The organism is Ruegeria sp. CJ9 (assembly GCF_056536625.1).
This window is the reverse complement of record NZ_JBQFPY010000001.1, coordinates 525,941-540,418: the sequence shown is the minus strand read 5'-3', so window position 1 is coordinate 540,418 and position 14,478 is coordinate 525,941. Positions and strand designations below refer to the sequence as shown.

Here is a 14,478-nt window from a genome sequence, read left to right as displayed (position 1 = left end):
TGAGGCCAGATAAAGCTGCGGTTCAGGACTGATCCAGACCAGTGAGCGCGGCGGCGAATTCTTCGGGGTCGAAAGCAGCGAGGTCATCAATCTGCTCTCCGACGCCGATGGCGTGAATGGGCAGGCCGAACTTGTCAGCCAGTGCGACCAGAACGCCGCCCTTGGCCGTGCCGTCCAGTTTGGTCATCACCAGGCCCGAGACATCGGCTAGATTGCGGAAAGTTTCCACCTGGCTCAGCGCGTTTTGACCGGTGGTGGCGTCCAGCACCAGCAATGTGTTGTGCGGTGCGGTTTCGTCTTTCTTGCGGATAACACGGACGATCTTAGCCAGTTCTTCCATCAGGTCGGCGCGGTTTTGCAGCCGACCGGCGGTGTCGATCATCAGCAGGTCGGCTCCGTCCTCTTGCGCCTTGGTCAGCGCGTCGAAGGCAAGGCTGGCCGGATCGGACCCTTCAGGGGCGGTCAGGACGGGCACGCCCGCGCGTTCGCCCCAGACTTGCAGCTGTTCGACAGCGGCAGCGCGGAAGGTATCTCCTGCAGCGATCACGACCTTTTTGCCGGCAGCTTTGAACTGGCTGGCCAGTTTGCCGATCGTTGTGGTTTTACCTGAGCCGTTCACGCCGACGACCAGCACCACTTGCGGACGTTTGGCATAGATAGGCAGGGGTTTGGCGACTGGCTCCATTACGCGGGCCACTTCCTGCGCCAAAAGCTGTTTGATTTCCTGGGTCGAGAGTTTGCGGCCAAAGCGCCCTTCGGCCATGTTGGCGGTGACACGTAAGGCAGTATCTACCCCCATATCCGAGGCGATCAGCAGCTCTTCGAGCTGTTCCAGCATGTCGTCGTCCAGCGTACGGCGCACGGCGGTTTTGGCCTCGCTGCGACCGAACAGTCGACCCAACACGCCTTTGGAAGGTGTCGCCTCGGGGGGCGGGGGGGCAGGTGTCGGATCAACAGGCGCGGGCTCGGGTACCTCAACCGGTTGCGGCGCTGGCGTAGGTTCGGGCACCTCTGGGACTGGTTGGGGAACTTCCGGTACGGGTTCCGGCTGCGGCTCGGGGTCCGGGATGATCGGGTCGGGTGCGATTGTTTCCTCGCCCCCATCTTCAACAATGGCCTCAAGCCCCTGTTCGAGGCGGGACGAGGATTTGAACAACTTGTCCTTGAGCTTTGAGAAAAACGCCATTTTTGGTCTCCGCAGGTGTTCCCCTCACCTAATGCGGATTTGCGGCAGTTGCAAAGGGTCAGAGGAACGCAATCAGCAGACCCGCCTGAGCACCCCAATAAAGTGGCCAGACCAGATAAGGCGTGATCTTCAGGGCGGGGTGGCCCTTGGGCAGCAGGAACTTCTCGGTTGCCAAGATAAGATCCGAGGCAATGAAGGCCAGAGCTGCAGGCAAGGCCCATCTCAGGGCGTCGGTTTCGGGCAGTGTCAGTACGGCGACGCCCATCCCCAGAATGATCGGAATATAGCCCAGAACAGGACCTTTGAGGTCCCCGGCCCGTGGGGCCAACAGGGTGGCGGCGACAATGCCCAGAATGAAAAGGGACCAGAAATATCCAGGCTGGTCGAAAATCAGGGCAAGATTGCTTGAAGGATGAGTGAGAAACAGGGCGATGTATGCAAGGTGACCTGCGGCAAAGGCCCCAATCCCGGCCATGAAAGTGCTGTCAGTTTCGCGCGACAACAGCGCGTCGCCAATGGCGCACAATAAGAGGGCGACCACCAGAAGAAGCGGACCTGCACCCAACAAGGCAGTCACGGCCAGCAGTGCGACGGATGCAGTTTTCAACACGGATCGCAATGTGCTGGCCGGACGCGGCGACAGCGTTAGGTAGGCCAAAGCGCAAGCTGCCGCGAGCCAGAACAGTACAGTTGTCATAGATACCTCTCCGTTTTCAGCAGCTTGTGACGGGTTGTTGATTCACCTCAACCGTGACGTTGAGGCAGGGATCCTGCGGAAATGGTGATTGGCGCCGGACAATTGCTTCTGACACAATGTGGCTATGCTCAGATATCTTGTGATTCTTCTTCTGCTGCCCGCGTATTCAGCGACGGCTCAATCAGCCCTGTCGGGTGCGGATTTTGACGACTACACGCGGGGGAAAACCCTGTTCTACGGTTTTCAGGGGCAGGTATATGGCGTTGAGCGGTACTTGCCCAATCGCCGCGTCATCTGGTCGTTTCTGGATGGCGATTGCAAGCATGGCGTCTGGTACGAAAAGGATGCCCAGATCTGTTTCATCTACGAAGACCGTCTGGACCCACAATGCTGGGTGTTCACCCGATCTGGGGGTGGTCTGATCGCGCAATTCGAAGGCGACCCGGAAGAAACCGAGCTTTATGAGGCCGAGGATGTCGACGAAGAGATGATCTGCTATGGGCCGGATGTTGGAGTCTGAGATCGGCTCAGAACAATGAACCCTGATCTGGCGCGTCTTTTTTGGGCGTTTTTTTCGTAGCTGATCGTGGGGCAGCTGTTTGACCGGTGGTCAGCACGCCATCGGCGAACTCTATCTCAAGTGAGCCATGCTTTGCAGCCTGAGCTTTTGTCGTGACAACCTGATCCTCGGCGCGGACCACGGCATAACCCCGTTGCAATGTTGCCTTGTAGCTGAGCGTTTCGCGTAGGCGGTCGGTGGCGTCCAGCTTTTGTCGCATCCGGTCCAGGCGCGTTGTTTGGGCGGCGTTCATACGCTCGGCCAACCGGGTGATGGACTGGCGCTGTATCTCGATTTCACGCTGAATGGGACGCAAGGACAGGCGTGACGACAGACTTCGCACGGCTTCTTGTCGGCTTGAAACAAGATTGCGCAAGGTCGAAGGGCGCAAATGGGCGGAAAGTTTAACCACTTGTAGGCGGCGGTTCTGCACACCGCGCTCAAGCGCCGGGGTCAGGCGATCTGCAATCAAATCAAGCCGTTGGCGCGGGGTATTCAACAGGCTGTCCGGTCGCGGTAGCGCACGCGATAGGTCGCGCAGGCGCTGCGACCGACGTTGGACCGCATCGGTTGCGGCACGCGACAGACGTGCGCCTTGTTCGCCGGTCCAGGCCAGCAGCTCTATCCGTACAGGTACGGCCAGTTCGGCGGCGGCGGTCGGGGTGGGCGCGCGACGGTCTGAGACGTAGTCAATCAGCGTCGTGTCCGTCTCGTGCCCCACGGCCGAGATCAGCGGGATATCTGATCCCGCAGCGGCGCGCGCCACGATTTCCTCATTAAATCCCCACAGATCTTCGATCGATCCGCCGCCTCGGGCGACGATGATCAGGTCGGGGCGCGGTAGAGCCCCGCCGGGTGTTAATTTGTTGAACCCGTTGATCGCATTTGCAACTTCGGGGGCACAGTTCGACCCCTGCACGGCGACTGGCCAGATCAGAACCTTACGCGGGAACCGATCCCGCAGGCGGTGCAGTATGTCCCGGATCACCGCCCCTGAGGGAGAGGTCACAACACCGATGACCTGTGGCAGATAGGGCAGCGGTTTTTTACGCTCGGGGGCAAACAGCCCTTCGACCTCAAGCTGTTTCTTGCGTTTCTCCAGCAACGCCATCAGCGCGCCTTGTCCGGCAACGGCGACCTCATCGACGTTCAAGTTGTATTTCGACTGCGCGCCAAATGCGGTCAGTCGACCGGTGACCACAACCTCCAACCCTTCTTCGGGGACAACGGACAAGCCCGAGATCTGGCCTTTCCATGTGGTGCAGGCCAGCACATTCCGGTCATCCTTGATGTCGTAATAGAGATGACCCGAGCGCGCCTTGAACACGCGCCCGACCTCGCCGCGCACACGGATTCGACCGAACGTGCCTTCTAGCGTGCGTTTCACCTCGCCCGAGATGTCCGAGACAGTGTATTCAGGGGTGTTTTGGCCGGGAATGGGGTCGTCAAGCAGGTCGGACATTTCAGCGCCTTGTGTCAAATGCCCGGCCAGCTTAGAACGCGCGCAAGGCGAGGCCAAGCAGATCGGAGTGCATTCATGAATATCCTCATTCTCGGCAGTGGTGGGCGGGAACACAGCCTGGCTTGGGCGGTGATGCAGAACCCTAAATGTGACCGTCTGATCGTGGCGCCGGGAAATGCCGGGATCGCGCTGATCGCGGATTGTGCCGCGCTGGATATTGAGAACGGTGGGGACGTCGTTAGTTTTGCTGAGGAAAACGCGATTGACTTCGTGATTGTAGGCCCCGAGGCACCCTTGGCTGCCGGCGTGGCGGATCGCCTGCGCGAAGCAGGCGTGCTGGTTTTTGGGCCTTCTGCGGCGGCAGCCCAGTTGGAGGCGTCGAAAAGTTTTACCAAGGAAATCTGCGATGCGTCGGGCGCACCGACCGCAGCCTATGCGCGGTTTACCGAGGCTGAACCAGCCAAAGCCTATATTCGCGAACAAGGGGCTCCGATTGTCGTCAAGGCTGACGGATTGGCCGCAGGCAAGGGCGTGATCGTGGCGATGGATGACCAAACCGCTCTGGACGCCATCGACGACATGTTCGGCGGTGCTTTTGGCGGGGCAGGGGCCGAGGTTGTCATCGAAGAGTTCATGGATGGAGAAGAGGCGTCACTGTTCGTGCTGTGCGATGGCGAGAACATCCTGTCCGTCGGCACCGCACAAGACCACAAGCGCGTGGGCGAGGGTGATACCGGACTGAATACTGGCGGTATGGGCGCCTATTCACCGGCACCGGTTTTGAGTGCTGAGATCGAAGAACGCGCGATGGAAGAGATTATCAAGCCCACCGTGGCCGAAATGAAGCGTCGTGGTATGCCGTTTCAGGGCGTCCTTTATGCCGGTCTGATGATCAAGGACGGTCAGCCTCGGTTGGTAGAATACAATGTGCGCTTTGGTGATCCCGAGTGTCAGGTTCTTATGATGCGCCTCGGTGCGCAGGCGATGGATCTGATGCATGCCGCTGCCGAGGGCCGGTTGGCCGAGGCGCGGGTAAACTGGGCGGATGATCATGCCCTGACCGTGGTGATGGCGGCGAATGGATATCCGGGTGCGTACGAAAAGGGCAGTGTGATCAATGGTCTGGAGGGCCTTCCCGAGGATAGCGGGAATATGGTGTTCCACGCCGGAACAAAGGCTTCGGAGGGTCAGATCGTGGCCTCTGGCGGTCGCGTACTGAATGTCACTGCCCGTGGAGGCACATTGCAAGAGGCACGGGACCGGGCCTATGCGGCGGTCGACGGGATTGACTGGCCCGATGGGTTTTTCCGCCGCGACATTGGCTGGCGGGCGCTCTGATCCAAAACGCTCCCGCGTCCTGACGCTGCATCAAAGATGCACCGCCAAAGGCCTTGGGCCGGGCAGCCCGCTGGCGCGGGCTGCGGTCGGTTCTATTTTGGACAGGTCAGTGCCCCTTTCATTGCGGATGGGGTAAAGGGCAGCAGTTCCCGTTTTTTCCAGCCATCATCGTAGTTGACGCTGACAATGCTGCTCCAGTCAGCGTTGACCACAATAATTTCACGGTTTCCTTCGCATTTGCGAATGCCACCGGTGATGAAGTCCTCTCCAATCTGGTGATTGGTCAGACCGGGTAGGGTTGCGATCTCGGTCAGTGCGCTGTTCTGAAATCGCCAAATGCGCAGGGTTTTGGCTAGATGCGGGCGGTCGATGTAAGCAATCTCGACTAGCCCGTCACCATCCAGATCTGCAGCGCCAATTGGAGCGAGCCAGCGAAAGCGGGTCCCAATGTGGGGCGTGGCTGCGATCTTTTCTCCGCGTGCATCATAGATTGCGAGTTGTGCACCGGCATGGACGTTGGACTCCACGACGATCACTTCGTTTGATCCATCTAGATTGATATCGACTAGACGGGGACTGAGGTCTTCAAAGACGCGATCAAGCGGCAACTTGATGGTCAGAACCGAGCGTTTGTATACCGGCTGGATGAAGAGCGTTTTAGTTGACGTATTCGAAACTTTGAGTTCAAGCGCGCCATATTCGATGTCGTCGCCCAGTACGCCGTGGGCATAGCGCGTCGTTGGCTCAGTGAAGCGGGCGCTTGTGATGGTGTCTGCAGCTGCTGGTCCCATCTCCGCCAGCCACATACTCAACGCCAGCACCGCGCCGCGTGCCCGATGTTGCCACAGACAGGCGGGCAGACGCGGCGCTTTGGAAAGCATCAGATCTGCTTTTCGGGCATCTGTACCACCAGACCGTCCAACTCATCCGTGACCTTGATCTGGCAGGTCAGGCGCGAACGGGTCGGGTCGGGCTCATAGGCAAAATCCAGCATGTCTTCTTCCATGTCATCCTTGCCTGGGACTTTCTCGACCCAGTCGGGGTGGATGTAGACGTGGCAGGTCGAGCAGGCGCACGCGCCGCCGCAGTCGGCCTCGATGCCGGGGATGTTGTTGTCGCGGGCCCCTTCCATGACTGTCAGCCCGTTGGCGACCTCGACTGTATGTTCGGTACCGCCATGCTCGACATAGGTGATCTTTGCCATTGCGTGCGTCTTCCTTTTTCGGTTTTCGAATTCTTCCTTAGTGAAGGCGTTTAGGTCTTTCCAGTACCATTTGCGACTCAACACGCCGTGTCTGGACTTTCCTGCAGTTTGTTCTATTTTTGTTCTCATGCTTGTTGCCCCTGTTCATCCTGCGGTTTCAAACCGGAACTGGCCGCGCCCGCCGACCTGTTTGCCAGCCAACCGGCTGGACGACCCGCCCGAAGGCGCGCGCGTGGCTGTCGCCGGGCTGGTGATTCTGCGGCAGAGACCGGGGACAGCCAAGGGGGTGATCTTTGTCACGCTTGAGGATGAGACCGGTATCGTGAACGTGGTCGTCTGGCGGAAAATCTACGAACAATTCCGCCGCGCGGTGATTTCCGGGCGCCTGTTGCGGGTCACGGGCCGGATGCAGCGGGCGCATTCGGTGACCCATGTGATCGCGGAAGAGATCGAGGATATCTCATCAATGCTGGATGTATTGGTACGGGGGGAGGGTTAGGCCTCTAGCGACAAACAGATCCGCTGCGGCGGCGCGCTGTGTCAAAATGGAAATGCCCTTTGTGATAGCGGTCGGCGTCCGGACCCAGAACTGTGCCGAACAGACCGCAAGCACCTGCATGAAGCTCACGCATGGCGTCGCTTGTATCTTCAGCTGTCCACCCGTCGCGTACCGTGATCACAGTGCCATCCATGAGTACGAAAGATGAGATATCAATCGCGCGACCGCGGGCGTGTTCCGACATTCGCGCGCGCGGCTGATTGTTCTGTGTCTTGCACGCATAATGGCCGGCCAGACGAATTCCTTTCAAACCGCCACCCTGATCCGCAAAGGTCGGTTTGGCCGTGTTCTCCAGCCAAGTCTTGAGCGTGATGGCGGTTTCGCAATCCATCAGCGCCAATTGGCTGAGAAAGACATCAGACACCACGCGGATACGCACGGGATCGGCAATGCCGCATCCCCTGTACTTTCCTCTAAAGGGTTTTCGGCTCTCGCCGAGAATGGTCCAGTCACCACACACCGCACCGCGATCGCGCATCCGTTCGCGGCCAACCTCGATCTGACGGAATTTGCAGGGTCGCAGTCGCGGTCTGGGTGATACAGTCAGTTCGCGCTTGGCGGGGGCTGCGACGGCGTCTTCCTCCAACAGGACGTCCAATTCAGCGGACAGGTCATAGGCCACCAGTTCATGCGGTTGAGCCTGCGCAGGCTCCTCGCAATCTGGCGCGGCACTCGCCATTCCTGCGCATAAAATAAACAGAGGGGTTAAAACTCGCATAAAACAACTCGTTCATTTTCCGGCCCGACCGATGGTCGCCTGACCAGCCTCAAAGCAGGTGTCGAGGCGTGGACCAGTCTAGGCTTTGAAAATCCTTTTCCTATTCAAAGCCAGAGTATAGCAGGGATTTCTCATCGCTTGAACAAATTGCTCTGTGCTGGCTTTCCCTTGTTGCCACAGCGCATGTCGAAATGCTGTGCGCATTTGGTGCCCAATTTGAACGCAGAGATGTTGAGGATATCTCGCGGAGCTGGATGTGATGGTGCGGGCGGGGGATAGGTCTGCAATGCGGACAAATCTGCCGTTCGAACGCAGCGTAGCAAAGTCCCCTTTAGAACCAAGAGTTCGAATGCGGGGATGTTGAATCAAGAAATTGGTTAAAACTGTCTGCCAATCCGAAATGAAGGTTTACTACTACATTCGCTGTCGTTTCGTATCTTTAGCGACTTGAGCCACTCAAGTAAGCGCAAGACACAACCACCTGCCTCACACACCTTGAGTTGTGACAAGTTGGAAATGTAGAACCTGTTCATTTCAACAGGTTCTCCTTTCCATAAACTGGCTAACGTTCAGGCAAGCTCACGCGCAATGTGGCGTGCTTGGGCCTGAGCTGAGGCGACCGAAGCTTTGTGACGCTCATCAGCGAATTCCTGGTACTCGGCCGCAGCTTCGAACATGCGTTCTGCGCCCAGGTACTTGCGCAATGTGCTGATATGCGCAGAAAGGTGACCCGAGTCATTGCGAATCCCACCGTCCTCAAAGCCGAATTCGCCAGCCGATGTCAGCAGCACCAGGGTTTTGCCGGACATGATCGGTTCCAGAGGGAAGTCGCCGCGCGCCAAATCAAACGTAAACGTCTTGTTGATCCGGATGATCTGATCAAACCAAGCCTTCAGCGCTGCGGGCATGCCGTAGTTGTACATGGGCGTCGAAATCAGCAGGATGTCGGAGCGGTCGAGCTCGTCAATCAGCGTGTCAGACAAACTGACCAAAGCGCTCTGTTCAGGAGTACGTTCCTCTTCTGCTGTAAAGACGGACGCGATCCAATCGTTGGAAATGAAATCTGGCGGGGTCATTCCGACGTCACGCACAATAATTTCAACGTCGGGATCAACCGTTTTCCACTCTTCCACGAAACTGTCCGCCAAAGCGCGGGAAATGGAGTTATAGGCCGCAACAGGGTTGTCGGTGTGGCGCACGCTGGCGTCAATTCTCAGGATTGTGGTCATCTTGTCACCTAGTCAGTTTGCAATGGACCATTCAAAGGTGAAGCCAGTGACACGCAGGTACAAATGAAGAGAATTCTGAATGGAGTGAAATGACCTCAGCCATCTCTAATCGCTGAAAAAATCTTCTCCAGATAAGACGCCGTCGCAAGTACATCCGCGTCCCTGTTTGCGCCGCCGCTCAAGGATAGGCTGACCCCCGGTCTCCGTTCTCCAAATGGAATGGAAATTGTTGGCGCATTGAGGAAAGCAGCTTTCATCGATACCGACAGGATAAGGGCGTTTTCCCGTGCAAAGACCCCTTTATCGAGGGTCACGGCCTGAACAGACGGCGGGTACGACGGCAATGTCGGGTAAAGCAGCATCTTCCCTGCCAGTTCCCTGCCAAAGTCCGGGATGAGGGCCCGCCGGATTTCGAGCAATGCCTGCAGATCTTTGCCAAGTATTGAAGCCGCCTGAGCAAGCCGATCCTGCACATTTGGGTCCAGTCTGGCCTGCTGGTCTCCGACCAAACTTGGCAGAAGACGAAAGGCTTCGGCACTCACCAGCGTTCCGCAGGTTTGGAAGACCTCCGTGACATGAGTGAAACTTCGGATATCAACTCTTTCCAATTCGATGCCATGCTCGGACAAATGCTGCTGAGCCTGTTCGTACATAGCCTTGATTTCCGGGGTGAATCCCACCAGGGCATCTTCCCTCAGGCACAGAATTTGACGGCGGGCGTGCCCGGTTTCTTTGCAATCCGACAAAGCGCGATCCACAGCGCAAATCTGACTGACGTTTAAAGCGAGTGAGCCTGGCGTATCCATAGAAGGCGCCAGAGGTAAAATCCCGGCGCTTTCATAGCGGTCCATAGTTGGGCGAAACCCCACCAGGCCCTGACAGGCGGCCGGAATGCGCACGGAGCCGGAGGTATCTGTGCCCAATGCGATGTCGGCCAAGCCCATGGCAACGGCTGACGCCGATCCGCTCGAGGACCCTCCAGGCACCATTGTGCTGTCCAACACATTCAGAGGGGTGCCGAAATGCGGATTAACTCCGAGCCCCGAGAAGGCGAACTCTGACATGTTCACATGGCCTAAGACGATCGCGCCCGCAGAACGGAGCCTGGCGACGATCGGGGCGTCATTGTCTGCTGGTTGAGGATCGATGGCCAAGGATCCCGCATGGCTTCGGAACGTTTGCACGTCGATATTGGCCTTGACCGCAAGAAACTGGCCGTCCAACGGGCCAAGCAGCCTTCCTTCGGCCTGCCGCGCGGCGGCGGATCGGGCATCCTGCAACAGTCTATCTGGCGCAACGCTAAGGAATATCTCGCGATGCGCGTCGAGCGAATCCAGAAAGTCGCGCGTCCGTTGAAGGATATTCATGCCGTCAGAACCGGAGTCTGATAATAAGGCAGTTCTTCAACCCGTACGCTTTGCCGGTCTGCCTCATATTGCATGCGCACGTGCTGTGCGATCTCTCCGAGAGTAGCGAACCAGACGTCACCCCTGTTCAAGACAGAATCCATCCAGTCTTCCACCTGCCGCCACCGCGCCAAACGCCCGGTCAGGAAGGGATGCCAGATGCCAATCCAGAAGCCACCTTCTTCGTATTGGGCTTCGAATTCCTCCCAAAATGGGGTCAGCCCGGCGCGTGGCCCGGCGACGGGCATCATGTAACCAATTTCCTCATAGTGGGCGAATTGCGGCCAGTCGTCGGTCCCCCAATGCGATGGAAGTTCGACCAAAGTCCGGCCGCCTGATCGCATGAGGTATGGCACATCATCCGCCATCAGCGAACTGTCATAGTCGAATTCATGCTTGTTCAGCAGGTCGATGACGGCTTGCGTCACATTGTAAACCGGTGCGCGATAGCCTTTTGGAACATTGCCCAGAACCCGCTTATGCGACTCCAGCGCGCGTTCGAACCAATAGGCTTGTTCAGACGCGCTGTGGTTTGTCGGGTCTTCGTGCAAATAGCCATGATGGCCGATTTCATGACCATCTTTCAGGATGGCTTGCATTGCATCTGGATATTGCTCCACGACCCATCCGGGGGCGAAGAAGGACTGTTTCAGCCCGAGACGTTTGTAGGTTTCTAGAATCCGAGGGATGGCAACCGTCGGCCCGTAGCGCCCCATGGAGATCGGATAGAGGCGATCATGCCCATCGACCGGCCTTGCGATATGGATCAGGCTGTCCGCATCGATATCAAAGGTGATCGCACAGGCGCATCGCGCGCCGTTTGGCCAGATTATTTTCTTCTGCATGGTCTTGCTCCTCTGTCACAATTGCTGGGCGTTGTTCGTCAGCCAATCGTCATACCAGCGCTGCAATGCGGATTTGACGGCGGCATATTCACTAGCGCTCAGCCTTTGATCCGCGGCGCGCTGCATGCCGTCGGTGATGTTTTGAAGAATTTTCTTTTCGTCGCACTTTTTGGTCTCGCCGTGCGAAACGGCCAGTTGTCCGCCGGTGAAGACGCTCTGGATATCCGTAGATTTTGCCGAGCTGACCAACAGCTCAACCGGATCAATGCCGGGGTCCAACCAGGGACCTTCAAGACGGTCCAGGCGCAGGATCACAAAGTCGGCGCGCTTGCCGACGGACAGGCTTCCGATGCTGTGATCCATTCCCATCAAACGCGCGCCACCCATAGTGGCCATGTCGAAAACATCCTTCGCGGTCAGGCTAGGGTTCGCCCGATCACTTGACCAATAAAGGCTTTGCGCCAGACGCATTTCGGCGAACATGTCGTCATCACCTGCCAGGCTGGTCCCATCCATCCCCAGTGCGAGGTTGATGCCCATCCGCTTCATCAATGGCGCGGGTGCAATGCCGGAACGCAGCCGCAAATTGGAGCTGGGATTACACACGATATGCGCCCGCACCTCGGCCACTCGCGCCAGATCTTTTTCGTCCGCCCAGACCATATGCACCAAAGACAAGCCGTCAGTGAGCAGGCCAACTTTGCCCAATTCTGCAATGGCACCCTGAAAACTCCAGGCTGTAGCCGACAGGTGTTGCAGTCGAGACTCCTCGGCATGGGTGTGAATGCGCTGGCCACTTTCGCGAATCTTCCTGGCGATGTTGCGCAGGGTCTCTCGGCCCGTCCAATGCGGTGCCGTGGGACCAAACCACACATCAGCGCATTCTGAAGCCGCGTATTCGCCATGCATCCGGGACAGAAGCCGCACAAAACTTTGCGGTTCAATACGTGCGCGCGCAACGTGCTGGCGCTGCAGTTTGCATCGCAGAACCTCGGGCAAGGTAGTCAGAAACGACTGGCTTTGCCCATATGGATGCACAAGCTGGTTGTGCCATCTCTCGCCCGGCGCGATGGCGCAAGACAGGCCAAGCCCGTTATATACGGCGATTTTGTCCCATATCTTCGCTTCGGCAATGGCCGCTGTCTGACCCGCGGTGCAGGCATCCACAACAGCCGTTACCCCATTCTTCAGCAAGCGCATTGCCGCGTATTCGGTGGCGAGGCGCGGCGCAACGTCGGCTGCGCCAGCGGAGGCGAAAATCCAAGGCTCTAACAGGTCATCCCGTATCCCTTGGTTTATCAGGTTCACCCCATAGCAATGGTGATGCGCATTCACAAACCCGGGCAGGATCGCCGTGTTTGTGTCCAAGTGCACCCTTGCGCTGGGATAACGTGACTTCAATACGGCCAGAGGCGCCAATCCACCTATTCTGCCGTCTAGAACATAAAGCGCGAAGTCGTCGTGACTGTGAAAGGCATCTTCGATGATCCAGCGGGCAGAAAATATGTCGCCGCCATCAGCCGTCATGAACAACAAATTCCAGTGCGCTCGGCTTGCCTTCGTCCCCGTTGACTGGAGTGATATCTTGCGGGCAGGCCGACATAACGGCGTAGACTGGCATCTCAGCTTTGAAGGTCATGCTGTCCCCCGGCTTTGACACTGGCGCAGCCCAGGCAAGGCTGCCATCTGGGTGAACTGGTACGTTCATCCACAGATTGAACGGAGCTGGCACATGCGGTGCTTTTTTCCCGATAGCAAGCAAGGCCTGCCTCAAGTTGTCGGCGCAATTGTCGTGGTAATCGGTGACGCCCATTTGCTTGTACCGGTTGGCATCGCAAGCGGCGATCGTTGTGTCATGAACACCCGGCGATGTGTCTTGGGTCAGCGTCAGAAGAGGATTGCGCAGATTGCTGACCAACCTGTCACCGATCTTTGGGAAAACAGACAGAAGATCCGTATGCACATGCGGCATGGACAAATATTCATGCAGCTCTGCCGCATTGAACGCCCAGAAATCGCAGACTTGCCAGCCGGTCGGATTGGTGATGGTCAAAGTTTGTTCGGCTGTCAAACGCACCGCGACGCCGCGACGTGCTGGCACTGTATACCGTTCTGCAATGACCGGGACGCCGTCGGCAGAGACCGTGCTGTCCAGAGTTTGATTGAAACCATCGGGTTGGGAAGGGTCAAAACTATGCATGCGCAAGAACTCCTGATTAGGGGTTCAGAAACGCATGCTTCTCGGCAATTTAGAAATGACAAAAATTCAAGCGACGGATTAGATCGTTGCAGACGCGCTATTCTTCAAAAAACCTTTGACCGACGACGCTGTCGCGAAACTCATCTGCTTGGTCCAATAGCCATTCCCGGAACACACGAACGCGTGCACGATTGGCGTAAGTTTCCGGGCAGACGAGAAAATAGCTCTTGTTCTTCAATGCCGCGTCAAAGGGGGCGACCAGCATATTGCGTTCCAGAAAACGCGCGGCGGCCAAAAGGCTGACCAAGGCCACACCATGACCATCGCTTGCCGTCAGCAAGCAGATGTGTTCCTCGGAATAGGTGACATAGGGCTCGACGTCACTAGTTTGCAAGCCAGCCGCGTCCATCCATCGCTCCCAACTCGGATCCGCATCAGAAAACCCGCTCCATTGGTATTCGATCAGACGAGACTTCAGAAGATCTTCGGGGGAACCCAGTGACTTCGCCTTTTCCACGCTACAGACAGGGGCCACCCAGTCATTCAAGACCCAAGCCACATTGCTGTCAGGATAATCGCCAAAGCCATACCGAATAGCCACATCCACATCGCTGGATTTGAAATCCACCAGTTGATCACTAGACAGAACCCTTACCGAGATATCCGGGTATTTCTCGTAAAAGCCTCGCAGCCGCGGGCTAAGCCAATTGGCGGCAAAAGACCCGGTTGTTGAGATTGTCAATGTGCCCGCAAGGTCGTCTTCCTCCAGCGCGAGAGAGGCGGCTTCAATGTTCTTGAAGGCTTCAATGATGTGGGGCGCGTAGTTGGCCCCATCCTCCGTCAGTTTCAAGGCGCGGGTAAGCCGGTGAAACAGGGGCACCCCAAGTTGATCCTCCAGCGATTTGATCTGATGAGAAATGGCAGTCGGAGTGACGCATAGTTCATCGGCGGCATCCTTGAAACTCAGATGCCGGCAGGCCGCTTCGAAGGCCTGAATACTTTTCAACGACGGTATCTTCGCCATGACGCGCGGCTTTGCTCTCCTGATGCGATGCTAATTCGTCGCTCCACTCTA

15 protein-coding genes are annotated in these 14,478 nt (G+C 57.4%); 3 read left to right on the top strand and 12 right to left on the bottom strand.

Features of this window, described 5'->3' with window-relative positions; all coding sequences use genetic code 11:
* Positions 1-22 precede the first annotated feature (22 nt).
* Together ftsY and ACR0AJ_RS02650 are read right to left on the bottom strand one after the other, a co-directional pair.
* Positions 23-1,186, bottom strand: a complete 1,164-nt coding sequence (gene ftsY, locus ACR0AJ_RS02655) for a signal recognition particle-docking protein FtsY (RefSeq protein ID WP_480646297.1) — start codon at positions 1,184-1,186, stop codon at positions 23-25.
* A gap of 58 nt (positions 1,187-1,244) precedes the next feature.
* Positions 1,245-1,883 (bottom strand): lysoplasmalogenase, encoded by a 639-nt coding sequence (locus ACR0AJ_RS02650; RefSeq protein ID WP_480646299.1) that lies wholly within the window; start codon positions 1,881-1,883, stop codon positions 1,245-1,247.
* Positions 1,884-2,007: 124 nt separating this feature from the next.
* On the opposite strand from ACR0AJ_RS02650, the gene ACR0AJ_RS02645 reads away from it, so the two are divergent.
* Positions 2,008-2,403 (top strand): hypothetical protein, encoded by a 396-nt coding sequence (locus tag ACR0AJ_RS02645; protein ID WP_170348303.1) that lies wholly within the window; start codon positions 2,008-2,010, stop codon positions 2,401-2,403.
* A 7-nt stretch (positions 2,404-2,410) separates the two neighbouring features.
* Here the strand turns inward: ACR0AJ_RS02645 and xseA are convergent, their stop codons facing one another.
* On the bottom strand, positions 2,411-3,904 hold the full coding sequence (gene xseA / locus ACR0AJ_RS02640) for an exodeoxyribonuclease VII large subunit (RefSeq protein ID WP_480740018.1): 1,494 nt from the start codon (positions 3,902-3,904) through the stop codon (positions 2,411-2,413).
* 75 nt (positions 3,905-3,979) lie between these two features.
* Between xseA and purD the strand changes: the two genes are divergently transcribed.
* On the top strand, positions 3,980-5,242 hold the full coding sequence (purD, locus tag ACR0AJ_RS02635) for a phosphoribosylamine--glycine ligase (protein ID WP_170409356.1): 1,263 nt from the start codon (positions 3,980-3,982) through the stop codon (positions 5,240-5,242).
* A 92-nt stretch (positions 5,243-5,334) separates the two neighbouring features.
* On the opposite strand, the gene ACR0AJ_RS02630 is transcribed toward purD, so the two are convergent.
* Positions 5,335-6,123 carry an FG-GAP repeat domain-containing protein gene (locus ACR0AJ_RS02630; protein ID WP_480740016.1) on the bottom strand — a complete coding sequence of 263 codons (789 nt, stop codon included), beginning with the start codon at positions 6,121-6,123 and terminating at the stop codon, positions 5,335-5,337.
* Positions 6,123-6,446 carry a 2Fe-2S iron-sulfur cluster-binding protein gene (locus ACR0AJ_RS02625; RefSeq protein ID WP_170348307.1) on the bottom strand — a complete coding sequence of 108 codons (324 nt, stop codon included), beginning with the start codon at positions 6,444-6,446 and terminating at the stop codon, positions 6,123-6,125. Before ACR0AJ_RS02625 ends, ACR0AJ_RS02630 begins: the two co-directional genes overlap by 1 nt.
* 127 nt (positions 6,447-6,573) lie before the next feature.
* Here ACR0AJ_RS02625 and ACR0AJ_RS02620 point away from each other — a divergent pair, with 127 nt between their 5' ends.
* The gene (locus ACR0AJ_RS02620; RefSeq protein ID WP_170348308.1) at positions 6,574-6,945 is read left to right on the top strand and encodes an OB-fold nucleic acid binding domain-containing protein; all 372 of its coding nucleotides are present in this window, start codon (positions 6,574-6,576) and stop codon (positions 6,943-6,945) included.
* Positions 6,946-6,949: 4 nt separating this feature from the next.
* Here ACR0AJ_RS02620 and ACR0AJ_RS02615 read toward each other — a convergent pair whose 3' ends face one another.
* The 7 genes from ACR0AJ_RS02615 to gcvA all read right to left on the bottom strand — a co-directional run bounded on the left by ACR0AJ_RS02615 (position 6,950) and on the right by gcvA (position 14,427).
* Positions 6,950-7,684, bottom strand: a complete 735-nt coding sequence (locus ACR0AJ_RS02615) for an extensin-like domain-containing protein (RefSeq protein ID WP_226688602.1) — start codon at positions 7,682-7,684, stop codon at positions 6,950-6,952.
* A 608-nt stretch (positions 7,685-8,292) separates the two neighbouring features.
* On the bottom strand, positions 8,293-8,952 hold the full coding sequence (locus tag ACR0AJ_RS02610; protein ID WP_170348310.1) for an FMN-dependent NADH-azoreductase: 660 nt from the start codon (positions 8,950-8,952) through the stop codon (positions 8,293-8,295).
* 95 nt (positions 8,953-9,047) lie between these two features.
* Complete coding sequence (locus ACR0AJ_RS02605) at positions 9,048-10,319, bottom strand: amidase family protein (protein ID WP_480740014.1); 1,272 nt, start codon at positions 10,317-10,319, stop codon at positions 9,048-9,050.
* A complete protein-coding gene (locus tag ACR0AJ_RS02600) occupies positions 10,316-11,203 on the bottom strand; it encodes a polysaccharide deacetylase family protein (protein ID WP_170348312.1) in 888 nt (295 codons plus the stop codon). The genes ACR0AJ_RS02605 and ACR0AJ_RS02600 overlap by 4 nt, the downstream gene beginning before the upstream one ends.
* 15 nt (positions 11,204-11,218) lie before the next feature.
* Positions 11,219-12,730 (bottom strand): amidohydrolase family protein, encoded by a 1,512-nt coding sequence (locus tag ACR0AJ_RS02595; protein ID WP_480740013.1) that lies wholly within the window; start codon positions 12,728-12,730, stop codon positions 11,219-11,221.
* Entirely contained in the window at positions 12,720-13,403 is a 684-nt protein-coding gene (locus tag ACR0AJ_RS02590) for a DUF1989 domain-containing protein (RefSeq protein WP_170348314.1), read from the bottom strand. The genes ACR0AJ_RS02595 and ACR0AJ_RS02590 overlap by 11 nt, the downstream gene beginning before the upstream one ends.
* 97 nt (positions 13,404-13,500) lie before the next feature.
* The gene (gcvA, locus tag ACR0AJ_RS02585; protein WP_170348315.1) at positions 13,501-14,427 is read right to left on the bottom strand and encodes a transcriptional regulator GcvA; all 927 of its coding nucleotides are present in this window, start codon (positions 14,425-14,427) and stop codon (positions 13,501-13,503) included.
* Positions 14,428-14,478 lie beyond the last annotated feature (51 nt).